Annotated in this window: 19 protein-coding genes, 1 tRNA gene and 4 pseudogenes; 15 read left to right on the top strand and 9 right to left on the bottom strand. The window is 62.9% G+C overall.

Features of this window, described 5'->3' with window-relative positions; translation table 11 throughout:
* Window positions 1–337: 337 nt before the first annotated feature.
* The 4 genes and pseudogenes from P8014_RS03870 to lysS form a co-directional block, all read left to right on the top strand.
* A pseudogene (locus P8014_RS03870) lies at window positions 338–1,318 on the top strand (IS1182 family transposase); the annotation flags it as partial.
* A 108-nt stretch (window positions 1,319–1,426) separates the two neighbouring features.
* Complete coding sequence (locus P8014_RS03865) at window positions 1,427–1,945, top strand: VOC family protein (RefSeq protein ID WP_337815988.1); 519 nt, start codon at window positions 1,427–1,429, stop codon at window positions 1,943–1,945.
* Window positions 1,946–2,253: 308 nt separating this feature from the next.
* Window positions 2,254–3,349 (top strand): peptide chain release factor 2 gene (prfB, locus tag P8014_RS03860; RefSeq protein ID WP_337815987.1). Its coding sequence is split into 2 segments (ribosomal slippage): window positions 2,254–2,325 and window positions 2,327–3,349, totalling 1,095 coding nucleotides; the frame shifts between segments, so codons are not numbered across the junction.
* 24 nt (window positions 3,350–3,373) lie between these two features.
* On the top strand, window positions 3,374–4,864 hold the full coding sequence (gene lysS, locus P8014_RS03855) for a lysine--tRNA ligase (protein ID WP_337815986.1): 1,491 nt from the start codon (window positions 3,374–3,376) through the stop codon (window positions 4,862–4,864).
* A 110-nt stretch (window positions 4,865–4,974) separates the two neighbouring features.
* On the opposite strand, the gene P8014_RS03850 is transcribed toward lysS, so the two are convergent.
* Window positions 4,975–6,033, bottom strand: coding sequence for a folate-binding protein YgfZ (locus tag P8014_RS03850; RefSeq protein WP_337815985.1), 1,059 nt, complete (start codon window positions 6,031–6,033; stop codon window positions 4,975–4,977).
* Between the two features lie 366 nt (window positions 6,034–6,399).
* On the opposite strand from P8014_RS03850, the gene sdhC reads away from it, so the two are divergent.
* The 6 genes and pseudogenes from sdhC to P8014_RS03820 all read left to right on the top strand — a co-directional run bounded on the left by sdhC (window position 6,400) and on the right by P8014_RS03820 (window position 10,674).
* Window positions 6,400–6,780 (top strand): succinate dehydrogenase, cytochrome b556 subunit, encoded by a 381-nt coding sequence (sdhC, locus tag P8014_RS03845; protein WP_337815984.1) that lies wholly within the window; start codon window positions 6,400–6,402, stop codon window positions 6,778–6,780.
* Window positions 6,777–7,118 (top strand): succinate dehydrogenase, hydrophobic membrane anchor protein, encoded by a 342-nt coding sequence (gene sdhD, locus P8014_RS03840; protein WP_337815983.1) that lies wholly within the window; start codon window positions 6,777–6,779, stop codon window positions 7,116–7,118. The genes sdhC and sdhD overlap by 4 nt, the downstream gene beginning before the upstream one ends.
* Window positions 7,115–8,878, top strand: a complete 1,764-nt coding sequence (gene sdhA, locus P8014_RS03835; protein ID WP_337815982.1) for a succinate dehydrogenase flavoprotein subunit — start codon at window positions 7,115–7,117, stop codon at window positions 8,876–8,878. The genes sdhD and sdhA overlap by 4 nt, the downstream gene beginning before the upstream one ends.
* On the top strand, window positions 8,878–9,579 hold the full coding sequence (locus P8014_RS03830) for a succinate dehydrogenase iron-sulfur subunit (protein ID WP_337815981.1): 702 nt from the start codon (window positions 8,878–8,880) through the stop codon (window positions 9,577–9,579). Before sdhA ends, P8014_RS03830 begins: the two co-directional genes overlap by 1 nt.
* Before the next feature lie 4 nt (window positions 9,580–9,583).
* Window positions 9,584–9,832 (top strand): succinate dehydrogenase assembly factor 2, encoded by a 249-nt coding sequence (locus P8014_RS03825; protein ID WP_337815980.1) that lies wholly within the window; start codon window positions 9,584–9,586, stop codon window positions 9,830–9,832.
* Window positions 9,789–10,674, top strand: a pseudogene (locus P8014_RS03820) (NifU family protein). Before P8014_RS03825 ends, P8014_RS03820 begins: the two are co-directional and overlap by 44 nt.
* Before the next feature lie 101 nt (window positions 10,675–10,775).
* Here the strand turns inward: P8014_RS03820 and P8014_RS03815 are convergent.
* On the bottom strand, window positions 10,776–11,327 hold the full coding sequence (locus tag P8014_RS03815) for a cation transporter (RefSeq protein ID WP_337815979.1): 552 nt from the start codon (window positions 11,325–11,327) through the stop codon (window positions 10,776–10,778).
* A gap of 13 nt (window positions 11,328–11,340) precedes the next feature.
* Window positions 11,341–12,972 carry an alpha-D-glucose phosphate-specific phosphoglucomutase gene (locus P8014_RS03810; protein ID WP_337815978.1) on the bottom strand — a complete coding sequence of 544 codons (1,632 nt, stop codon included), beginning with the start codon at window positions 12,970–12,972 and terminating at the stop codon, window positions 11,341–11,343.
* Window positions 12,973–13,054: 82 nt separating this feature from the next.
* On the opposite strand from P8014_RS03810, the gene P8014_RS03805 reads away from it, so the two are divergent.
* From P8014_RS03805 to P8014_RS03795, 3 genes and pseudogenes are all read left to right on the top strand, one after another.
* Window positions 13,055–13,513: a DUF1249 domain-containing protein gene (locus P8014_RS03805; RefSeq protein WP_337815977.1), complete on the top strand. Its 459-nt coding sequence runs from the start codon at window positions 13,055–13,057 to the stop codon at window positions 13,511–13,513.
* A gap of 136 nt (window positions 13,514–13,649) precedes the next feature.
* Entirely contained in the window at window positions 13,650–14,114 is a 465-nt protein-coding gene (locus P8014_RS03800; protein WP_337815976.1) for an Rrf2 family transcriptional regulator, read from the top strand.
* Window positions 14,066–14,212 (top strand): annotated as a pseudogene (locus P8014_RS03795) (iron-sulfur cluster assembly scaffold protein); the annotation flags it as partial. The gene P8014_RS03800 and the pseudogene P8014_RS03795, both read left to right, overlap by 49 nt.
* Before the next feature lie 166 nt (window positions 14,213–14,378).
* Here the strand turns inward: P8014_RS03795 and P8014_RS03790 are convergent.
* The 5 genes from P8014_RS03790 to P8014_RS03770 all read right to left on the bottom strand — a co-directional run bounded on the left by P8014_RS03790 (window position 14,379) and on the right by P8014_RS03770 (window position 21,003).
* Window positions 14,379–16,364, bottom strand: a complete 1,986-nt coding sequence (locus P8014_RS03790; RefSeq protein WP_337815975.1) for a DUF3488 and transglutaminase-like domain-containing protein — start codon at window positions 16,362–16,364, stop codon at window positions 14,379–14,381.
* On the bottom strand, window positions 16,361–17,305 hold the full coding sequence (locus P8014_RS03785) for a DUF58 domain-containing protein (protein ID WP_337815974.1): 945 nt from the start codon (window positions 17,303–17,305) through the stop codon (window positions 16,361–16,363). Before P8014_RS03785 ends, P8014_RS03790 begins: the two co-directional genes overlap by 4 nt.
* An 18-nt stretch (window positions 17,306–17,323) precedes the next feature.
* Window positions 17,324–18,256 carry a MoxR family ATPase gene (locus P8014_RS03780; RefSeq protein ID WP_337815973.1) on the bottom strand — a complete coding sequence of 311 codons (933 nt, stop codon included), beginning with the start codon at window positions 18,254–18,256 and terminating at the stop codon, window positions 17,324–17,326.
* A 169-nt stretch (window positions 18,257–18,425) separates the two neighbouring features.
* Window positions 18,426–19,187, bottom strand: coding sequence for a DedA family protein (locus P8014_RS03775; protein WP_337815972.1), 762 nt, complete (start codon window positions 19,185–19,187; stop codon window positions 18,426–18,428).
* On the bottom strand, window positions 19,174–21,003 hold the full coding sequence (locus P8014_RS03770; RefSeq protein WP_337815971.1) for a glycosyltransferase: 1,830 nt from the start codon (window positions 21,001–21,003) through the stop codon (window positions 19,174–19,176). The genes P8014_RS03775 and P8014_RS03770 overlap by 14 nt, the downstream gene beginning before the upstream one ends.
* A 789-nt stretch (window positions 21,004–21,792) precedes the next feature.
* On the opposite strand from P8014_RS03770, the pseudogene P8014_RS03765 reads away from it, so the two are divergent.
* Window positions 21,793–22,122: pseudogene (locus P8014_RS03765) on the top strand (transposase); the annotation flags it as partial.
* Between the two features lie 199 nt (window positions 22,123–22,321).
* Here P8014_RS03765 and P8014_RS03760 read toward each other — a convergent pair.
* Window positions 22,322–22,398: transfer RNA gene (locus tag P8014_RS03760), tRNA-Arg, on the bottom strand.
* A 162-nt stretch (window positions 22,399–22,560) separates the two neighbouring features.
* On the opposite strand from P8014_RS03760, the gene P8014_RS03755 reads away from it, so the two are divergent.
* Window positions 22,561–23,241: a TIGR04211 family SH3 domain-containing protein gene (locus P8014_RS03755; protein ID WP_337815970.1), complete on the top strand. Its 681-nt coding sequence runs from the start codon at window positions 22,561–22,563 to the stop codon at window positions 23,239–23,241.
* Window positions 23,242–23,260: the final 19 nt, after the last annotated feature.

The following is a 23,260-nucleotide window of genomic DNA, read 5'->3' as shown; positions in this document are numbered from 1 at the left end:
GAGACGACCCAGCCGGCAATCGAGAAGTGGCTGGCAGGCCGCATCGACAAAAGCTGGATCACGGGTCTCAAGCAAGCGGTCGCCGAAGCCGAAGCTACGCAACGGGCCGAAATCAAGAAATAACGGCCGGGTAGCTTTGCGTGCCGTGGGCGGAGGCGGCGTAGTGCCCCGCCCACGTGGAAGAACGAAGCCGCCGCAGAGTCCTTGTCAAAACGTGAACCAAGCATGTCCCGGTTGATCTAATTTGTAGGCAGATTTCTGGGGACATCATGAAGCGATTCATTGAGGGTCAGAGCCGCACGCAAAGCGTGTTGTTCCCTGAGGTTCTGGACGATTACGTGACCACCGCAACTTCACCAAAGCCAAGCTCAAGCGCCGGATGGAAGAGATCGAGAAGAGCATCCAGCGCTATCTGGTGGACCTGGACACGGCCGATCGTCAGGAAGATGAGAGAGCCCGCTCCCAGTCAGGGCGTCTTCAGGACAAGATCTCGGCCCTGAAGGCACAGATCAAGCAGTTGCAGGCCATCGAGGCCGAACTGAATGAGAGTCCAGATGGCCAGCTCTCGCAGACCGATCCGGATGCCCGCGCCATGAAGAGCCGGGGCACAGGCATCGTCGGTTACAACGTCCAGACGGCGGTCGATACTAAACACCACCTCATCGTCGCACACGAGGTCACCAACATCGGTATCGATCGTAACCAGCTCACACCGATGGCAGAACAGGCTCGCACGGCCATAGGTCAAACGGATCTGACCGTGATTGCCGATCGTGGCTATTACAAAAGCGAGCAGATACGCGCCTGTCAGGAGGCCGGCATCACAGCCATCGTGCCCAAGACCACGACCTCGGGCGCCCGAGCCGAGGGCCGCTTCGACAAGTCCGACTTCATTTATGACGCCGAAGCCAACGAGTACCGCTGCCCCGCAGGCCAACGGCTTATCTGGCGTTATGTCAGCATGGATGGCGGCCTGAGGATCCATCGTTACTGGAGTTCGCATTGCCCGCGTTGCGACATCAAATCCCGCTGCACCCCGAGTGATTACCGACGCGTCAGTCGTTGGGAGCATCAGGATGTCCTGGAGGCCATGCAGAGACGCCTGGATCGGGTGCCGCAGAGCATGCGCATCCGAAGGCAAACGGTCGAGCATCCGTTCGGCACCATCAAGTCATGGATGGGCGCCACGCACTTCCTGACCCGAACCCTGGAACACGTCAGTACCGAGATGAGCCTGCATGTGCTGGCCTACAACCTCAAACGCATGATGAACCTGATGGGAACAACACATCTGAGCGATGCCATACGGGCAGGGTGAAGGGCCGTATTTTCGATCGCCCTTTTCTTGAACATCACAGAACGGGTCGATTGACCCAATAATCTGCGGCGTCGTTAGTGCCAGATGTTTTGACACGGCCTGGGCCAATTGTCGTCGTGGCAGCTGTTCTACTGCTCGGTGTTTGGATTCGAAGCCTCGGAGCAATTCGATATCGCTGATCCGAGTGGCCTGATACAAAGCCAGGTGGTGGAGACTACTGACCGCAGTATCCGAATCGCGCTGAATGCTTCGCAGAGAGATTCGACCTCCGCGATGCGGTTTGTGTCGCGGTATTACGGCGGTGGCACGCAACAGCTTGCATTCGTGACCGACGACATCGTTGCCACGCTTTGCAAGCTCGAGACAAATGGGTTGGAGCTGCTCCCGATTCCGCAGAACTACTATGACAACCTGGAAGCGCGTTTCGGGCTGAAGCCCGAAATGCTGGAGACATTGAGGCGCCACAACATCCTTTACGATCAAGCCGGCCACGGCGAGTTCTTCCACGCCTACACTCGTACCTTTGCGGATCGTTTCTTCTTCGAAATCGTGCAGCGTCGCAACTACGATGAATTCGGCCTTGTGAATGCGCCGATCAGGCTGGCCGCCCAGGCGCGCCTGATCTGAGGGGCCTGGCACACGTCGAGTTGATGTCGGTCGGGGATCGGAAGGCGGGGTGCTCATAGCGACGCCGATGAGCCAGAGCGGCGGTGCCGACATACGGTCGTGATCGTCTTCGCTGCGTATCGGCCCGGGCGGCGCTGCTTTCCCGCGTGGCCAGACCGGTACCTGCCGGTACTTTGCCGTTGCATTGAGTTTGCGGCGGTTCTTGCCAATCTTCACTGCATGCGGGCATATCGTCCTGTTAGAATGCTGGGTTTTTACACGATCGTGTCGGTGACGCGGCGCGTCAGCTAGCTGGATGGAAGACCCGCATGGAACTCAATCCGATTTATCAGCAGATTCAAGACCTTCAAGGGCGTTTGGATGCCCTGAGGGGGTATCTTTGACGTCGACGGCAAACGCGAACGTCTGGAAGAAGTAAACCGCGAGCTGGAAGATCCCGGCGTCTGGAACGATCCGGAGCGTGCACAGGCGCTCGGCAAGGAGCGCGCGCAGCTCGAGGGCGTGGTCAAGAACTATGATGAGCTGTCCGGCGGCTTGATCGACGCGAATGAGCTGTTGGAGTTGGCCGAGGCCGAGGCCGACACGGATACCGTGACGTCGGTGGAAAGCGATCTGGAGCGCTATGAGGCGCGCGTCGGCGATCTGGAGTTCCGCCGCATGTTCGCCGGCGAAATGGATGCGTCCGACGCGTTCCTGGACATTCAGGCCGGCTCGGGTGGCACCGAAGCCCAGGACTGGGCGGAAATGCTGTTGCGCATGTATCTGCGCTGGGGCGAGCGCCGAGGATTCAAGACCGAGTTGATCGAAGCGTCACCGGGTGAAGTCGCGGGCATCAAGAGCGCCACGGTGCGTTTCGAGGGCGAATACGCCTACGGTTGGCTGCGCACGGAAACCGGCGTGCACCGTCTGGTGCGAAAGTCACCGTTCGATTCCGGCAACCGCCGCCATACGTCGTTCGCGGCGGTGTTCGTGGCGCCGGAGGTCGACGACGACATCGACATCGAGATCAATCCTGCGGATTTGCGCGTCGACGTCTACCGCGCCAGCGGCGCCGGCGGCCAGCACGTCAACCGTACGGAGTCCGCCGTGCGTCTTACCCACCTGCCGACCGGCCTTGTGACGCAGTGCCAGAATGATCGCTCGCAGCACAAGAACCGCGCCACGGCAATGAAGCAGCTCAAGGCCAAGCTCTATGAGCTGGAATTACAGAAGCGCTCGGCCGAACAGCAGGCGCAAGAGGATGCCAAGGCGGATATCGGATGGGGCAGCCAGATCCGCTCCTACGTGCTGGACCAGTCGCGCATCAAGGACTTGCGTACCAGCGTGGAGACCGGGAACACCCAGGCGGTGCTCGACGGTGGCCTCGATCTGTTCATAGAAGCCGCGCTCAAGAGCGGTCTTTGATAGTTTCCGGAAGCAATAAATCACATGAGTAATCAAGAGCAAATCGATGAAAACAAGCTGATTTCTCAGCGGCGCGAGAAATTGGACAAGCTGCGCGAGGTAGGCGAGGCGTTTCCCAACGATTTCCGCCGCGACTCGATGGCCGGTGAGCTGCATGCGGAGTACGACGAACTCGATGCGGACGAGCTGGGGGCGCGCGGGCTGCGCGTGAGCGTGGCGGGGCGAATGATGCTCAAGCGCGTCATGGGCAAAGCGAGCTTCGCGCAGTTGCTGGACATGTCCGGGCGCATCCAGCTCTATCTGCAGCGTGACCTGCTGGGCGATGCCTACCAGGCGTTCAAGGGCTGGGATATCGGCGATATCGTCGGTGCCGAGGGCCAGTTGGTCAAAACCAAGACCGGCGAATTGAGCGTGCGCGTCGACAACGTGCGCCTGCTGACCAAGGCGGTGCGGCCGTTGCCGGAGAAGTTCCATGGCCTGATCGACCAGGAGGTGCGCTATCGTCAACGCTACCTCGACCTGATCATGAACGAACCGTCGCGGACAACGTTCCGCCTGCGTTCGCAGATCGTGCAGTTCATCCGCAACTTCATGAGCGGTCGAGATTTTCTGGAAGTCGAAACGCCGATGATGCAGGCGATTCCGGGCGGTGCCACGGCGCGGCCGTTCGTGACTCACCACAATGCGCTGGACATGCCGCTGTTCCTACGTGTGGCGCCCGAGCTGTATCTCAAGCGTTTGGTGGTGGGCGGTTTCGAGCGGGTGTTCGAAATCAATCGCAACTTCCGCAACGAGGGCGTGTCGACGCGGCACAACCCCGAGTTCACCATGCTCGAGTTCTATCAGGCCTATGCGACCTATGAGGATCTCATCGACCTGACCGAGGAGATGCTGCGCCAGATGGCGGCCCAGCTGCTTGGCACGACGCAGCTGACCTACCAGGGCGAGGAATATGACTTCGGCAAGCCGTTTGCGCGCTTCACCATGCGCGAATCGGTGCTGCACTACAATCCGGACATCACGCCCGGGCAGCTGGATGACCCCACGCGGCTGCGTGAACTGGCCACCGGCATGGGTATCGATCTCAAACCGGGGTATGGGCCGGGCAAGGTGCTGACCGAAGTCTTCGAAAAGACGGTCGAGCATCGTTTGATGGATCCGACCTTTATTACAGAATATCCCACTGAGGTCTCGCCGCTGGCCCGGCGCAACACGCAAAATCCCGAGGTGACGGATCGCTTCGAATTCTTCGTCGGTGGACGCGAGCTGGCCAACGGTTTTTCGGAACTCAACGACTACGAGGATCAGGCCGAGCGCTTCCGCCGGCAGGTCGAAGAGAAGGAGGCCGGCGACGAGGAGGCAATGCACTTCGATGCCGATTATATCCGAGCGCTGGAGCACGGCATGCCGCCTACCGCAGGCGAGGGCATCGGCATCGATCGTCTGGTGATGCTGTTTACCGATGCACCTTCCATTCGCGACGTGTTGCTGTTCCCGCACATGCGGCCGGAGTGAAGTGACCGTCGCAAACGGTCTGGTTTGCTGCGCATTCGGCAATCGAGGCGCGGGTTGGGCTAAGCGAAGAGCGCCCTAACGCGGCCACCCGCGTTGGGGTGCCGCAAACGTCAGTCGGTGTCTGCGGTCAGCGGGTAGGGCGGCGGACTGACGCTCACGCGTGGGCCTTTGGCGGTGCCCAGGCGCAGATCCGCGGCGTCCTCGACGCTCTGTATCTGCAGCACCGCCAATCCCTCAACGCCGCCGTCTGGATGCCGGAAGCCCTCGACCAGGCGTCCGACCATGCCGGATTCGCCTTTGGCGGCGTCGACGATCTCCTGGCCGGGTACGACTTCGTTGAGATCTACGTGGATGCGGTACATACGCCGTTTGAGGTTGCCGAGGTACTGCGTGCGGGCAACGATCTCCTGCCCCGGATAGCAGCCCTTCTGGAAACTGACGCCGCCGATCAGTTCCATATTGGCCATCTGCGGCACGAAGGCTTCGCTGGTTTGCGGTTGGATCGTCGGAATGCCGGAGAGCACATCGAGTAGTCCCCAGCATGCCGCACCGACGGGGGCGCCGTGGACGTTCAGCCTGTCCCAAAGACGCTGAACGGCCTCGAGTTGCCCGTAGATCTCGAAACGCGGGTGGATGCCGGGTACGCGCAGCACGCTCAACTCGTCGTGGCTGAGTGTTTCGTCCGGAGTTTCCGGTATGTCGGCTCCGCCAAGCGCAGTGCTCAGCTCGGTGGCCGCGTTCGGCCCCGACCAGCCTATGCGGGTGAGGGCGTCATCGGCGTTCTCCAGGGTGACCCGAGAGCGCATGACGAACATGCGCAGGCGTTTGAGTGTGGGTTCAATCAGTGCCTGGGGCAGGCGCAGGTAATAGGTGTCGCCAGGCTTGAACAGGCGAAAATTGGCCAGCATGCGTCCCTTGGGCGTGCAGTAGCTATTCAACTGACTGTGTCCGGCGTCGACCTGGGCGACGTCGTTGCTGAACTGTCCCTGCAGGAAATCGGTGGCGTCCTCGCCGTAGGCCGAGATGAGGCCGAAGTGAGAGAGGTCGCACAACACGTCGCCGGTGGTGGTGACGCGGAGCTCTCGTTCGGCATTGCCGAAGCTCGCCACCGCGAGATCCTCGAACTCCGCGCCCGCGTGTTCGAGAAAATTCTTCCAGTCGGGTTTCATCGCATTTTCTCCGAATTTGGGCTTGCAGCGGGGGCGGGAAGTGTGGTCCCAACGCGTACTGCGCAATCATGGATCATGAGCTGCCCCTATGTTAGAGCAGGGCCGCTGGGCTGTCAGCGCAAGCCTTCCAGATTTTTCCGGATTCAGTGCTATACTCGAAACCACAAAAAGGACGCCTCGAAAAAATATGGTGATCGAGTGGAGGGCAGGATGCCCCGCAATGCGACCCCGTATGTGGTTAGTACTATAATGGCCGAGGGGGCGAGGACGTGATGCTGTAGTACTCCGCCCGCGCATTCATGTTTCGAAGCGCCCATCATCTGTAAGTTCAAACGAGCACTATGCTCAACGGCCAAGGACGAGCCGATGCCTGCAACGCAGCGACCAGTCTATCTGGATCTGTTCAAGATCAAGTTGCCCCTGCCCGGCGTGATTTCATTCGCGCACCGGGTATCCGGAGCTCTCATGTTCCTGGGGATCCCCTTTGTCCTCTATCTGCTGGATTTATCCCTGAGCAGTCCCGCCGGCTTCGCGCAGGCGCGTGACATCGCCACCAGCTGGTGGCTTGTGCCCGCGGTGGTTTTGATCACCTGGAGCCTATGCCATCATCTGCTCGCCGGCGTGCGCTACCTGCTCATGGATCTGGAGATCGGCATCGCCAAGAAACCGAGTTTCCAGAGTGCCGCGTGGGTCGGTGTCTCGGCGCTGGTCCTGGCGATCATCCTGCTGTTGGAGATCTATCTATGAGTTCCGGTCTGAGCGGTTTGCGCGCCTGGATCGTGCAGCGAATCAGCGCCGTCTACCTCGGCCTGTTCTTCGTCTTTGCGGTTGGAGCGATGGCCTTCCATCCGCACATGAGCTACGAACACTGGCGTGCCTGGATAGGGCACCCGGCGGTGCTTCTGGCGACGGCCGTCTTCGTAGTCATGCTGTTGCTGCACGCCTGGATCGGGGTGCGCGACATCCTCATCGACTACGTCCATCCCCTGTGGCTGCGCGTTACCGCGTACAGCCTGGTCATCATCTTCCTGCTCGGCTGTGGCGCATGGGCGGGGCGGATACTGCTGCAAGCGAGTGGTCTATGAATCTGGAGAGAAGACGCTTTGACGCGCTAATTATCGGCGCTGGCGGGGCCGGTCTGCGTGCCGCCCTGCAACTGGCCCGGGCGGACGCCAAGGTGGCCGTGGTTTCCAAGGTGTTCCCGACCCGCTCCCACACCGTGGCCGCCCAGGGCGGCGTGAACGCGGCGCTGGCCAACGTGGTCGAGGACAACTGGCATTGGCATATGTTCGATACCGTCAAGGGCAGCGACTACCTGGGTGACCAGGACGCGATCGAATACATGTGCCGCGCCGCGCCACAGGTGGTCTACGAGTTGGACCATTTCGGCGTACCGTTTTCGCGCCTCGAGGATGGCAATATCTACCAGCGCGCCTTCGGCGGACAGAGTCGCAACTTCGGCGGCGAGCAGGCGATGCGTACCTGCGCGGCGGCGGACCGTACCGGCCACGCCATCCTGCACAGCCTTTACCAGCAGAACATCCGCGCCAAGACGCATTTCTTCGACGAGTATTTTGCGGTCGATCTGATCAAGGACGCCGACGGTCATGTGCTCGGCGCGCTGGCCTTCTCCATCGAGACCGGTGAGCCGATCCTGATCGAGGCCAAGGCCACGCTGCTGGCCACCGGCGGCGCGGGGCAGATGTACCGTACCAATACCAACGCCCTGATCAATACGGGCGACGGGCTGGCGATGGCACTGCGCGCAGGCATACCGCTGCAGGACATGGAATTCATTCAGTTCCATCCGACCGGCATCGCCGGGCGCGGCATGTTGATCACCGAAGGCTCGCGAGGCGAGGGCGGCTATCTGCTCAACAGCGATGGCGAGCGCTTCATGGAGCGCTACGCGCCGCACGCAAAGGATCTGGCCTCGCGCGATGTGGTCAGCCGTGCGATCTACACCGAGGTCAAGGAAGGCCGCGGGGTCGGCCCGAACAAGGATCACGTGCTGCTCAAGCTCGACCACCTCGGCGCCGACGTCATCAAGAGCCGTCTGCCGGGTATCCGAGATTCCAGCATGACCTTCGTGCACGTGGATCCCATCGAGCAGCCGATTCCGATCTACCCGACCTGCCACTACATGATGGGCGGCATTCCGACCAACCGTCATGGCGAGGTGGTCGCGCCGCTGCGCGAGAGCGCCGAAGAGCCGGTGCCGGGCCTGTATGCCGCGGGCGAATGCGCCTGCGTGTCGGTGCACGGCGCCAACCGCCTGGGCGGCAACTCGCTGCTCGACATCCTGGTGTTCGGCCGTGCGGCCGCCAACCAGATGATCGAGTTCCTGGCGGAGAACCCGCACAACCGGCCGATGGACGACAGCGCGGTCGACGCCGCGATGGCCCGTCTGCATCGCTGGGAGAAGAAGGGCGACGGCGAGCGGCCAGAGCAGCTGCGCGCCGAACTCAAGAAGGCGATGGAAGACCACGCCGGCGTGTTCCGCGAGGAAGGACTTCTCGCCGAAGGCGTCAAGAAGGTGCGCGAGATCGCCGAACGCTTCAAGGATGCCACGCTCAGCGACCACAGCCGCGTGTTCAACACGGCGCGGGTCGAAGCCATGGAAACCGAGAATCTCATCGATTGCGCGATGGCCGCGTCGATGTCGGCTCATGCGCGGCAGGAAAGCCGCGGCGCACACTCGCGCGTCGACTTCGAAAAGCGCGACGACGAGAAGTGGATGAAGCACACGCTGTATTTCCTGGAATCGGATTCGCTGGACTACAAGCCGGTGCGCACCCGCCCGCTGACGGTCGAGTCCTTCCCGCCCAAGGAGAGGGTCTACTGATGCGCTTTTCTATCTACCGCTACGATCCGGAGAGCGGCGACAAGCCCTACATGCAGGATTACGAGCTGCCCGAGGAGGACGTCGAGCCCGGCATGATGCTGCTCGGCGCGCTGCTCAAGCTCAAGGAGCAGGATCCGACCCTGAGCTTCCGCCGCTCCTGCCAGGAGGGCGTATGCGGTTCGGACGGCATGAACATCAACGGCAAGAACGGCCTCGCCTGCGTCACGCCGCTGACTACGCTCAAGGAGCCGATCGAGCTGCGTCCGTTCCCCGGCATGCCCGTGATCCGCGATCTGGTCGTGGACATGGAGAATTTCTACGGCCAGTACCGCAAGACCGAACCCTATCTGCAGCTCAAGGACCCCGAGCCCGAGGTCGAGATCAAGCAGTCGCCGGAAGAGCGCGAGAAGCTCGACGGTTTGTACGAGTGCATCCTGTGCGGATGCTGCTCGGCGTCGTGCCCCTCGTACTGGTGGAACCCCGACAAATTTCTCGGTCCGGCGGCATTGCTGCAGGCATCGCGATTCGTACTCGACAGCCGCGATCAGGCCACCGATGAACGTCTGGAACAGCTCGACGACGCCTACAAGCTCTATCGCTGCCACAGCATCATGAACTGCGTGCAGGTGTGTCCGAAGGGACTCAACCCGACCAAGGCGATCGGGCAGATCAAGCATGCCATGCTCAAGAAGTCCGTCTAAATACATGGCCGAGTCCGATAGGTTGCGCTGGCGCTGCCGGCGCGGCATGCTTGAACTGGACGAACTGCTGGTCCCGTTCTTTGATCGGCGCTACGCCGAGTTGGAAGATGCGGATCGAGTCGCCTTCGAACGTTTGCTGGAGTATCCTGATCAGGTACTCTTGGAGGTGCTGATGGAACGCATGTCCCCGTCGGACCCGAGCATTGCCCATGTCGTTACAGAGATCCGCAGAGCCGTTATACCTGCAACTTAGGCCGTCGCGTATGCTGGCGAGCTTTCTTGTGCTCGCCCACTCGACGGCCGCGGTTGCGCTGGCATATATCGATCTGCAGGGGCCGGTGCGTGCCCTGCTCGGTCTAATGGTCGCCGCCAGTCTGTATCGCAGCCTGCGCATGCATGTGCTCCTCAACGCTCCGCGCAGCCTGTTGCGGCTGGTGTGGGAAGCCTCTGGCAAATGGCGCGTTTGGGATGCCTTCGGACGCGAGCATGAAGCCACGCTGGCGCCGGACTGTTTCGTCAATTCCAAACTGGTGATCCTCAGCCTGAAACTCGAAGGTCTGGGGCGGCGTGCCGTGCTGCTGCTGCCCGATTCCCTGGATGCCGAGGTGCTGAGGCGCTTGCGGGTACGGTTGCGCGCTGCGCGCCAGGATCGATCGGGTGAATATGACGACTGAACGCCGCTTGAGCTATCAGAGCCTTGCGACCGCGCAGGGCGAGCTGGAACGCCTGCTGAATTCTGATCCCGCGCATGTCTACAGCGAGGACGAACTCGACGCTATCGAGGAACTCGATCCGGAGCTGGCGCTGCGACTCGATCGTGCGCAGACCATGGCGGCGCGCGTCGGGGAACAGCAGGTGGCCGAGGGGCCGATCGACCTCGACGAGGTGCTCGGTGCGATCGAGGAGGCTCGTCGCATTCTCATGCAGGACGGCGGTGACATCGAGTTCGTGGAGCTTGACGAGCGTGTTGTGCGGGTGCGTTTCAAGGGCGCCTGCGTGGGGTGTCCCCGTTCCGCGCTGGATCTGAAGAACGTGGTGGAACGTCTGGTTCGCAGCCGCGCTCCCGGCGTGGCCGAGGTCGCTAATACCTTCTGATCAACGTGGCGTATCTCAGCGTGCAGTGCTGGAATCGCTTACCCGGTTGGCGTGGCGTAGCTCGCTTTTCGCCTTGGCAATGACGCGGTACGCCGAGCGCATCAGCAGCAAGGCCAAGGCAGAGGCGACCACGAGTCCGGCCAGCCAGAACCGGTCAGCCAGACCGCTCCTGCCGCCACGAACACCGACAGGTTCGAGGCGATGTCGTTGCGCGAGCACTCCCATACCGAGTTCATGTTGACGTCCTCGTTACGGTGACGCCACAGCAGGAACAGGCACAGTCCATTCGCGGCCAGGCCGAGCAGGCTGAATAATCCCATCACCTCGAACAGCGGCACCGTGGGTTCGAACAGCCGGACGACGATCTGCGCTGCTACCACGCAGGCCGCGAGTAGGATTAGCAGGCCCTTGAACAGAGCCACGCGGGCTTTGGCGCGGATGCTTCCACCCACGACGTAGAGGCTCAGGCCGTAGGTCAGGGCATCGCCCAAGTTATCCAGGCTGTCCGAAAGCAGGGCGCTCGAGCCGGAATAGACGGCGGCGGCGATGAGCACGAACATCAACGCATTGATGACCAATACCGCGCGCAGCGTGCCGCGCTGGCGCGAACCCGCGGTGTCCAGGGCGTATCCATCATCGCAGCAGCCGCTCATGACCCATCCGCCCTCAGGTGATGACGTCCGGGCGTTCGCGGCCGGTGTGAGCCTGGATGCCGGCTATGGCGTCGGCCGCCTCGATCAGGCTGCGCAGCAGAACCTGGGCGTCGCTGTCGATATGGGTCTCGCGCGTCTCGCGGCGTTCGATGTAGACGCGCAGCGTGGCGCCCTGGGTGCCGGTGCCGGACAGGCGGTAGACGATGCGCGCCTCGTCGCCGAACAGGATACGCAGCCCCTGATGCTCGGTGCGGCTGCCGTCGACGGGGTCGTCGTAGGCGAAATCGTCGGCATGCGTGATGTTCAGACCGCCGTAGGCCTGGCCGGGCAGGGCGCCCAGCTTGCCGCGCAGGGCGCTCATCAGCTCGCCGGCTCTTTGTGCGTCGACGCCTTCGTAGTCGTGACGCGTATACACGTCGCGTCCGTAGTGGCGCCAGTGTTCGTGGACGATGTCGGCGACGGACTGCTGCCGCACGGCGAGCAGGTTGAGCCAGAACAGCACCGCCCACAGACCATCCTTTTCACGTACGTGGTCGGAGCCGGTGCCGAAACTCTCCTCGCCGCACAGGGTGATGCGTCCGGCGTCCAGCAGATTGCCGAAAAATTTCCAGCCGGTGGGGGTTTCGAAACAGGGGATGCCGAGTTCGGAGGCTACGCGGTCGGCGGCCCGGCTGGTGGGCATTGAGCGGGCGATGCCCGTCAAGCCGTCGCGGTAGCCGGGCACCAACGTGGCATTGGCGGCGAGTACCGCAAGGCTGTCGCTTGGCGTGACGAAAAAACCGCGGCCGAGAATCATGTTGCGGTCGCCGTCGCCGTCCGAGGCGGCGCCGAAATCGGGGCCGTCGTGGGCTTGCATCGCCTGGACCAACTCTGGGGCGTAGGTGAGGTTGGGATCGGGATGGCCGCCGCCGAAATCGGCCAGCGGCACGCCGTTGCGCACGCTGCCGGCGGGAGCGCCGAGGAGTTCCTCGAAGATGACCTTCGCATAAGGGCCGGTGACCGCATGCATGGCGTCGAAGCTCAGGCGCAGGCCACCGTGGATCAGTTTGCGGATGCGCTCGAAGTCGAACAGTCGCTGCATCAGCTGCGCGTATTCGGCGACGGGATCGACCACTTCGATTTCCATCTGATTGAGGTAATAGAGCCCCGGGGTGTCTATGTCGATGTGCTGTGGTTCGGCGATGAAATAGCGCTCTATGACCTGGCTGCGGGCGTAGATGCGTTCGGTCAGCGACTCCGATGCCGGTCCTCCGTTGCGGGCGTTGAATTTGATGCCGAAGTCGCCCTGCGGGCCGCCAGGGTTATGGCTGGCGGAGAGTATGATGCCGCCGGCAGCGCCGTGTTCGCGGATCATGGCGGATACCGCGGGCGTTGAGAAAATGCCCCCACGCCCGGTCAGCACGTGGTGGACCTTGTTTGCTGCAGCCATGCGCAAAATGATCTGGATGGCCTCGCGGTTGTGATAGCGGCCATCGCCACCAAGCACCAGCGTCGCACCCTCCAGTTCATCCGTGATGCAGTCGAACAGAGACTGGACGAAATTTTCGAGGTAGTGTGGCTGCTGGAAGACAGTCACCGACTTGCGCAGGCCGGAGGTGCCCGGACGCTGGTCTGCGAAAGGATGGGTGGAGACGGGTTCGCTCATCGACTCTTCCTTGATGCTCGCCTGGATGATATTCGACGTTAGCAAATCCGTCTCGAGTTGTCCCTATGCTATGCTTCGCGCCATGTTCCCAGAGCTTCGCATGCCAAACCATCTGGCCGCCCAGCCGAGCAGTTTCGCGGCGCTGATGGAGTTGTACGAACGCAACTACATTGCGTTGCGTCGGTTGTGTCCGGTTCTTGATGAGCTTGACGGGGTGAGTGTGTCGAGTCCCGATGGCGCCGCTGCGCTACACCTGCGTTTGCTCGAACGCACGCGATACACCACGACCGTGGAGCTGAGTCAGCGCATCGGTGATGCAGGGAAAACGCCGACGCTGCCGGTGCGAGTCTACCGGGATGCACGCCAGGCCGAAGTGCTAGTTTCCGGCGTCCATCCGGAAGGGCTCAACTGCGAGCCGGTGGCCGAAGGCGGTCAGCGTGAACTGGCCCTCAGCTGGCATGCCAATGTCTTTTTGCATGAATGGCTGAGGCATTGCCTCGGGCAGGGACACCGTTTCGGAGAGGCCCCCATTTCTGCCTGAGCGAGCTATTCTTTATACGAAGGGGAATGCTGCCCGACATTCAGCTTGATCGAAGCATGACGGGCAGATTAAAATAGTTTACGAAATCACTCGGAAATACGCCGGGTGTTGTTATTGCGCCAAGCAGGTGATGTTTATGAAACTTTCGACTAAGGGACGTTATGCAGTGACCGCGATGATGGATCTGGCGATCCACGACAAGTCGGGGCCTGTAACTCTGGCAGACATTTCGGTGTGTCAGGGCATTTCACTGTCCTATTTGGAACAGTTGTTCGCCAAGCTGCGCAAATCGGGACTGGTCGAGGGCGTACGCGGTCCGGGCGGCGGCTACCGTTTGGCGCGTCCAGCCGATCAGATAACGGTGGCTTCGATCGTTGCCGCGGTCGATGAGACCGTCGGTCAGAGGCACGCAGAGTGCGAGGATGGCGATGAGCGCTGCATGACCCATCAGTTGTGGGACGAACTCAGCGATCGCCTGTATGCCTTCCTTGACGGGATTACGCTGGATCAGTTCAGCAATCGTCCGGATGTGCGTGAAGTGGCTGACCGGGCGAGATCAAGAACACGCAGATTGCCGAGGAGTTGGCGTTGCCGCCGGTGAAGATTCACTGTTCGGTGCTGGCCGAGGATGCGATCAAGGCGGCGATTGCCGATTACCAGGGCAAGCGCCAGCCCGCCGAGGAGCAGCGCAGCGCCTGAAGCGCAGAAGTCAACGGGGATGTGCTACGCCGGTGTTTCCCCCAGCCGGTAACTAGGCCCGCCAGAGTGCGGGCCTCTTTGTTTCCGGCCTTGGAGTCTCAGCCGGGCGTTGCGCGCCGGTATGAGCTGCAAGGCGCGCGAAGCATCGGCCGCACGGACGGGGTCCTCATTTCTTGGAAGAGTGGTTGTCCAGCGCTTCGGCCAGCAGCCGCAGACGGCGTTCGCGCTGTGGCTTGTCGCCACCGGCATAGCGCGCCTCGGCGTACAGCGCCGCGATGCGCCGGGCATGGTCGGCTTCGCGCGGCTGGCGATGGGCGACGCGTTCGGCGAAGTCGAGTGCGCCTTCGCCGTCGGCGGGCCGCAGCCCGAGGCGAGCGAGTCTGCGCAGATGACGCCGGTAGAGTCGTGTCGGTGCGTCGGTGCGGGGGCGATGCCTGCGCAGCAGGCCGGCGCCAAGCCACAGCAGGGCGAGCAGGCCGGTGCCTGCCGTCATGTAGAGGCCGAGGTGAAACCAGTCGGCCTGCAGCCCCAGGCGATGCAGGAAGGCGCGTTGTTGCTGTGGGCCGAAGGCCACGATCCAACTGTCCCAGAAGTACTGCACGCTGTCCAAGCTCATGCTGAGGCTGCCGATCCAGCGTTGCAGTGCGCCCGATGCGCCGCTTCCAGAGGCGAAAGCCTGCGCGGTGCCGGTGGCGACGCCCTGCTGGACGCGGTCGGCGGCGATGGCGGAGGTCGGGTCGATGCGCACCCAACCGCGTTTGGCCAGCCATACCTCGACCCAGGCGTGGGCGTCGGACTGGCGTACCAGCAGGTAGTGCAGGACCGGATTCCACTCGCCGCCAGCGTAGCCGGTCACGACCCGGGCAGGAATGCCGGCAGCCCGCATCAGCACGGTGAACGCACTGGCGTAGTGTTCGCAAAAGCCGCGGCGGGTGCCGAACAGGAAGGCGTCGGTAACGTCGCCATGCAACGGCGGCGGCTGCAGGGTGTAGTAGAAAGGTTGGTCGTGTATGTAGCGCAGGGCGCGGTCGACGATGGCCTGTGGCGCAGAATCCTCCTGGCGCCACTGCTGCGCGAGAGCGCGTGCGCGCGGCGCACTGCCAGCCGGCAGTTGCAGATCGGCGCGCCGGACCGTGGGAGACAGTGACGGGGCGAGCACGTAGCGGCTGATGGCGCTCATGTCGAACTTGCGCGTGCGCTCGATCGGATGCGCGGTGCTCAGCGTATGGCCGTTGCCCAGGCGGGTTTGCGGGGGCAGGCTGTCCGGCATGTCCAGCGCCGGTATCCAGCGCTGGCCGCTGGCCTGCAGCAGCAGGCTGTAGCGCAGCGGCGCGCCTTCCGGCCGGAGCCGTCCGGGGCCGGTGAGGGTGGGCGACACGCTCCAGCGTCGGCCGTCGAAGTGGTTCATGACGTGTACGCGCCAGTAACGTTGCTCGGGCGGCGGAGGCGAGGCGTTGAAAGTCGCTCTGAAGGCGACGGCCTGGGACTGTACCAGTCGTGCGATGCTGCCGGGCGCAAGGTCGTTTGCAAGCCCGGTGACCGCGGTTCTGTCCTGCGCCGGCCGTCCCCACAAAGGTCCTTCGATGCGCGGGAAAAGGGCGAAGAGCAGCAGCATGAGCGGCGCTGCGGCGAGCAGCCTGAATACTCCGTTTCGACTCAGGACGAACCAGCTTGGCGGCTGCGGACCGGCGTGAAGGCGTGCGAGCAGGGCGGTGAGTGTGGTGAGCAACAGCAGGGCGTAGAGCACCCAAGGGATCGACTGATTGAACAGGAAGTGCGAGAGGCTCAGCAGATAGCCGAGGTAGATCAGCACGATCAGATCGCGCCGTGTGCGTACTTCGTACGCCTTCAGAGCAGAGCCTAGCAGTAGCAGCGAGATACCGGCCTCGCGGCCGTTGAGCGAATGGAACTGCGCGAACACGAGAACGCCGCCGGCAAGCCCGGCAAGCGCGAGCAGCCAGCCCGGCGGCATGGGGCGGTGGCGCCAGAGCGCTAATGCCCGTAGGGCGAGCAGGCCCAGTGCGGAGGCTGGAACCCATGGCGGAAGCGGCGCCAGCAGCGGGACTGCGGCGAACGCGAGCACCGCGAGCAGCAGGCCGAACGTCGGGCGTTGATCGAGCGGAAGCGCGATTGCGGGCGTCCGACGCTTCATGCGATGTCGCCGTGCAGGGCGATCAGGCGCAGGCATTCGCGGCGGTGGGCCGTGCCGCGGTCGGGTTCGAGCGTGCGCCGCGGCAGGCGTAGCCCGTAGCGCAGTCCGAGCTGTTCGGCGTCGAGAATCCAGCGGCACAGGATCGACAGGCGTTCTTCGGGATCGTGGCCCTGCAGTGCATTCCAATCCAGCCAGACATGCGGCGCGGCGCCAGCGTGCATGGATTTGCTGAGCAAGGTGTCGCTGCGCGCGGATGCGCGCCAGGCGATGCGGCGCGGGGGGTCGGTCGGTCGATAGTCCCTGAGCCCTTCGAAATCCTCTTCGTTGGTGCCGGGGCCGGCGCGAACGCCTCCCGTGGCCGGGCTGCTGGGCAACGCCGGTGCCTGACTGGCCGGTTGCGGGTATACGAGCACACGGGTGGAAAACGGTAGCAGCGACCACGTCCTGAACAGGCCGAGGGGATAGCGCGAGGAAATCCGTACCACGGGCAGCGGTCGCAGGCCGCGCCGCATGGCGGGCAGCGCGAGGGTGGCTTGAGCATTGCCCGCAACGGTTACCAGTGAGGGAAGGTGCTGTGCATCCGCCGGCTCGAATTCGATCTCCAGCGCTCGCCGTGTGCTGGCGCCGGATTCGAACTGTAGGTGCAGCGAACCCGGTTGCCGTGCGAACACCTCAGCCGGAGGGTGCAGCGTGACACATAGGCCGAGAAGATTGCGGTGCGTCTGCCACATGGCGTTGGCGCCGATGCCTGCGAGCAGGAACGTGAAGGCGAACACCATGCTGTTGTTGTAGTTCATCGCCACCAGCAGCAGGATCAGCAGCAGCGCGGCGAAGGCGATCCCGGCGCCGGTCGGCAGGATGAACAGGCGGCGCCGGTCGAAACAGGTCTGCTCGCCGCGGATGGCGAGGCGGGGGCCGGCCCAGCGGAGCAGCCAGTTCATGGCCGGCGAGGTTGCAGGTCAGGGCAGGGGAACACGGTCGAGCAGCTGTTTCAGCGCTTCTTCCGGCACGGGCGCGTCGGTGTCCAGGCTGAGCAGGCGGTGGCCGGCGACGGCGGGGAATACCGCCTGCACGTCTTCGGGTACGAGATAGTCTCGCCCGCGCAGCAGGGCCAGGCCGCGGGCTGCGCGCAGCAGACCGAGACCGGCTCGGGGAGACAACCCGAGGCGCAGTTGCGGCGCGTTGCGCGTTGCCGCCAGCAGTGCCTGTACGTAGTCGAGCAGCGGTCCGGCGGCGTGTACCTTGTCGGCGGCCGTTTGCAGCTGACGAAGTCCTTCGGCACTCAGGGCGGGCTTCAGCGTGGCGAGCAGGGCGCGGCGATCGCTGCCGGCGAGCAGGGCGCGCTCGGCAGCGGCGTCCGGATAGCCAAGGCTGATGCGCATCAGGAAGCGGTCGAGCTGGGATTCCGGCAGCGGATAGGTGCCGAGTTGCTGGGCCGGATTCTGTGTGGCTATGACAAAAAAGGGTTCGGGTAGGTGATGAGTGTGCCCATCGATGCTGATCTGCTGCTCTTCCATGGCTTCCAGCAGAGCACTCTGTGCCTTCGGCGTCGCACGGTTGATCTCGTCGGCAAGTAGAACCTGCGTGAACACCGGGCCGGGGTGGAGGTGGAAATCGCCTGCCTCGCGGTCGTAGATCGATACCCCGATGACGTCGGCCGGAAGCAGGTCGCTGGTGAACTGTACGCGCTGGAACTCGAGGCCCAAGGTGCGCGCCAGGGCATGCGCGAGCGTGGTCTTGCCGACGCCTGGCAGATCCTCGATCAGCAGATGTCCGCCCGCCAGCAGGCAGGCGAGAGCCAGCTGTATCTGGGGTGTCTTGCCGAGGATGATCTCGCCGAGCCGCTCGGCGGCTTCGTGCAGGGTGTCAAGAGGCTGGCGAAGTGTGGCCATGCAGGCGGTACGGCGTTGTTTGCATGGCTACAGGATATGAAATTTACGCCGGACGTACGAGTGCGCCGCGTACGATGGCGTGCGTACGGTCGCTTTGTTGCGACGAATGGTGTTGAGGCCGATCCCCGCTCGTCGAGGGTGTGGGGGGAGCGTTTGCGGATGGTGGGGGTCAGATGGGGCGTATCAGGTACAGCACGCCGGCGATCACGACGGCGATGATCAGCAGCGAGAGGCCGAAATGCTTGCTGATGAAGTCGACGATTTCGGCCTCGGTGCGGTCCAGTTCCGCACGCCAGTTGAAGTAGCGGCGGACGATGAGGATCAGCGCGACGATGCCGACCACCACCAGCGCTGCGGCCGGAGCATAGTCGTGCATCCAGGAAAGGATGTCCTGGATGTGGTTGCCGAAGAAGTAGCCGATGATGACGAATTCGCTGATGCCGATGACCACCGCTGGCGTATTGAAACGCAGGAAGGTCAGGTAGTTGAGCCGGAAAATCCCGGCCATGGCCGGCGTGACCCAGGATAGCGGCCCGCTGAGTCGTGCAGTGAACACCGCCAGCGCGCCGCGCTTGCGGAAGAACTCGACGCCCTTGTCGTAGTTCTCGGCGTGCACTAGGCGCCCGATCAGCGGCCAGTGGGAGAGGCGCTCGAACAGCCCGGCCCCGTAGTAGTAGCCCATCCAGTAGCTGGCGTTGTCGCCGAGGATGCCGCCGATGTAGAGCACCGCCATGACACCCCACAGGTCGAGTATGCCCATACCGGCCAGTAGCGAGCCGGATAGGAAGAAAATTTCGCCGAGTACCACCAGCGAGAACGGGATGACGGTCTCCAGAAAGGCGCCGAGAAACAGGACTACGTAGGCCCATTGGCGGTGTTGAGCCAGAAAGGTCAGGAGTTGATCGAGCGAGCTGAAATCAGCGAATGACATCGTATTTTCGATGTGCCTTGAGTTTCAGCGGCATGAGCGCTTCCACCAGCCAGCGCAGACTCTGGCGCAGGTAACCGCAGCTCTCGAAGCGGCGCGTCGAGGTGGCGACCTGGTCGGTTGAGACGAAGAAGAAACGCCCATAGCGCCGGCATTCGCGGATAAAGATCAGGTCCTCGGCGAAGTTGAGATCCTCGCGGAAGCCGATGCCGCGGGCGACCGGGGTGCGGGCCAGCTGAATGGCATAGGAACTCTTGGTAAACCGATGGATCAGGTCATAGCTGCGGAACCAGACACGCGCGTACAGTCGGTCGCTGGGCTGGGGCCGTACCGAGGTGGTGCCGACGCTCAGACCTTGGTCGCTGTGGCGGTTCAGCCAAGTGTTGAGGTGGTGCAGGAAGTTGGGGCCGAGCCGAGTGTCGGCATCGCAGAACACGATCCATTCAGATTCGCGCGAAACCGCGGCCAGGCCCGCGTTCTTGGCGCGGGACACGCCTTTCTCGCTCTTCAGCACGCGGATACGTCCTTCGCTGGAGGCCTCCGCGGCAATGCGTTCGGCGATCTCGAGCGTGGCGTCGCTGGAGCCGTTTTCGACGACGACGATCTCCATGCGTTCGGCCGGGTAGCGCTGCGCCAGCAGGCAGCGCAGGGTGGCGGCCAGTTCGTCCTGCTCGTTGTGGGCGGGGACGATGATCGAAACGAAGTGTTTGCGCAGCAGTCCGGCCATAGCGTCGACGATGTGCTGGGTCGACTCCTCGGTGCGCCAGGGTGGTTCGAACAGGCGGGTCTCCCGGCAGGCTTCCAGCGCCTCTGGAAGATCGTTGGTCTGATCCTGGTCGCGGGTGACGTAGTGCTCAAGGCTGCTCAGGTAGTAGGCCAGATACTCCTGTTCGGTCTGGTTCGGGGTGGGAATCAGCAGAGCGCGCTTATCGTGTTCTGCGAGGTCCATAACGGTGGTGTAGCCGGCGCGCGAGATTACGCAGCGAGCGCGGCTGAACAGCTCCTGGCGCAGCTTGCCGCTGGCCACGGCGTGTATGTCGAGATCGTCGCTGCGGTAGGCGTCGTAGAGATGACTGTCGCCCTGGGCGTTGCCCAGCACGAAAACCTTTTTGCCCGGGAGATTTCGTGCCTGTTCGAGCAGCGTCTGGACGAAAGAACCCTTGTGTTCGAGCAGGTAGCCGCTGATCACGAACAGATAGTCGATGTCCTGTTCCATACGCAGATGCGGATAGGAGGACAGGATCCCGACATACTGATGTTTGCAGCGGTGCAGGGTCGGGGTGTGGGCGAGGTTGCCGGCCAGATTGGCGCTGGGGCCGGGGTAGTCGGGAATGAACAGGCGATCGAAACGGCACAGCGCGGCGACGTTGACATGTTCCGTCAGCCAGGAGGTCTCGCGCAGCCCCTTGGGAGGCATGAAGGCGATCTGATGCGAGAGTATGAAAGAAGGTGTCCCGCGGCTGTGAAAACCGTAGCGGCCGTCGCTGAAGATGAAATCGTATTCGCCCGCCATGGCTTGCACAGCGAGGTGTTCTCCGTGGATCACACGCCAGGTGCGGAACAGGTCGATAACAAGGTAGTAATAGAGCCGCCAGCCGGTGCCGCGTTCGAGCGGCGGATAGTCGGGCATCTCGCTTAGTTCGACGCTGGATTCGCCTTCCAGCTCCATGCGCAGGAACGAGAGCGCATTGCCCGCGGATACGATGGTGACCTCGTAGCCTCGCCGCAGATATTCGCGGACGACCACGAGACTGCGAGTGGCGTGGCCGAGTCCGAGCGAACTGATCGCGAACAGCGCGCGGGGTTTGTACGGCGACACGGGGCGGGAACCGTTCAGGCCGCGTACCGGACAGGCGCGGTATCCGGAGCTGTTGGGACGAGGTATGCGTACGGTACTTTAGAAGCGCGTGAAAGGAAAAACATGATCTGCATGGGTTCCGCAGCACAAGGTTTGTCGGGGCACGGCGGGACCGATTCCCCCGGGCCGCTCCTGGTGACGACCGGCGGCTTGGCCCTGGCCGTCGCATGCTAATCGCTTGTTCTTAACATCGAGGCGGGATGGCCCGATTTCAATGTGCGAAGCATATCAGGATGTATGGGGCGATGGCGACGATCGGGGGCATGAAACGATGTCCGCGCGGTAAGAATGGCGGCCGGAAGCGGAAATGCCGGGCTAAGGATACGGCGTCCGAGTGAGTGCCGTGTCGGCGTATTGTCGTCGTGCCAACGCCAACAACCTGGTGGCGGTGCTGGAGATAGGGATGTGGCGGTTGGAATGGATGGTTCCGACGCGACGTTTCCTGCCAGATTGGCATTGGAATACTGTGTAGCCCATTGCGGATCGGTAATCAGGGAGTTCATGAATCTGAGATCGAAATCCTTGTTGATGAAGCCCAGTGGCCGTAGAGCCGGTGTGAAGTCCTTCGGAGCCGATGACCACGACCTGTCGTAGGCTTCGACAGCCCGGTCGATCGCCTGGCTGAGCCGGTAGCAGCGCGAGGCCGAAAGCAGCGGGTGCTGCACGGTGCCGATGCATACAGGGATGGTGCGCGCCGGCTGCTGCTCGGGAGCCGGCTACAGCAGCGCCATCGGCATGGTGGACTCGCGATCGACATGGCACTTTGGCATGAAGGCGCACATTGGCGTGGATGCCGACTCGGGGCGGGTGCACACGGTGGTAGCCACCTCGGCCGAGGTCAGTGACGTGACGCAGGCCGACCGGCTGCTGCACGGCGAGGAATCGGATGCGTTGGGTCGGGCGCGCGAGCGCCTGGAGCAGGCCAAGGTCGAGCATCCGTTCCAGGTGATCAAGCAGCGCTTCGGGCATCGCAAGATCCGTTACCGGGGACTGGCCAAGAACACCGCGCAGCTCTATACGCTGTTCGGCCTGGCCAATCTCGTACTAGCCCGAAGGCGGTTGCTGGAGACGTGTGCCTGAGGATCGGGAAATGGGTGCCCCGAGACCGAAAATGCCCCGTTGCAGCTGTCATAAAAATGCTGAGTTTGCCGGCCGGCTCGGTCTGAAGGGCTTCCGGGATGTTCCACGCGGCGCACAAGACACATCAGCAATAGATTAGCGCCTCCTTAGGGGGCGTCGTCTTCGCCCGCTAGCCGAGGGCGAAGACGCTCCGCGAAGTTGGTGCCCCGGGAGGGATTCGAACCCCCGACCTGCCCCTTAGGAGGGGGCCGCGCTATCCAACTGTGCCACCGGGGCGAGCGGGGCAGAGTTTAGCAGAAAGCGGGCGCCGGGTCCCTGAGCGGCAAGGCGGACCTATGCTAGTATCCGGCGGTCGACAAATGCATGGAATCGCAGCCGGTGAAGATGATGAGAAAAAGCGGGATTTTGCTGATGGGGATGGTGTTCGCAGGGCCGGCAATGGCTGCCAATACGGGCGCGCCGGCGGCCAATACGACAGTCACTCAAGCTCAGGCCGTGGTCACCCCCAGCGGCAGTGTCCGCTACGTGACGGACCAGTTCAAGGTCACCCTGCGCCAGGGGGCGGGACTGCGCTACCAGATCGTGCGCATGCTGAGTACCGGCGACCGACTGCAGGTTGTTCAGCAGGATGCTCAGACCGGGTATACCGAGGTGCGTACAGCGGACGGTACCCAGGGTTGGGTGTTGACACGGTATCTGATGAATCATCCCACCGCTCGCGCGCAGTTGGATCAGGCGCGCCAGTCGCTGGATCAGGCCGATACCAAGCTGAAGTCGGTGGCCGATGCGCTTTCGCAGACCCAGGATGCGCTGAAGGCCAAGACCCAGGCCGAAGCCGATCTCCAGGGGCGCTACGATGCGCTGCAGAAGCAGTACAACAACCTGCGTGAGACCGCCAAGAATGCAGTCGCCGTGGCGGACGAGAATCGGACGCTCAAGCAGCGCACCACGACTTTGAGCAAGCGGCTGTCGGCGGTAACCAGCGAAAACGAGACACTGAAGAATACCGGCTTGCTGCGTTGGTTCATGGCCGGCGGCGGGGTGTTGCTAGTGGGTCTGGTTCTCGGCTTGTTGATGCCGCATCTGGCACGGCGCCGGCGCGACAACTGGTTCAGTTGAGCCGCGAGTCTGTTTTCCT

Origin of the sequence: Acidihalobacter sp. (genome assembly GCF_037381185.1) — a bacterium.
Lineage (GTDB): Bacteria > Pseudomonadota > Gammaproteobacteria > DSM-5130 > Acidihalobacteraceae > Acidihalobacter_A.
This window is presented reverse-complemented; position numbering and strand designations above follow the sequence as displayed.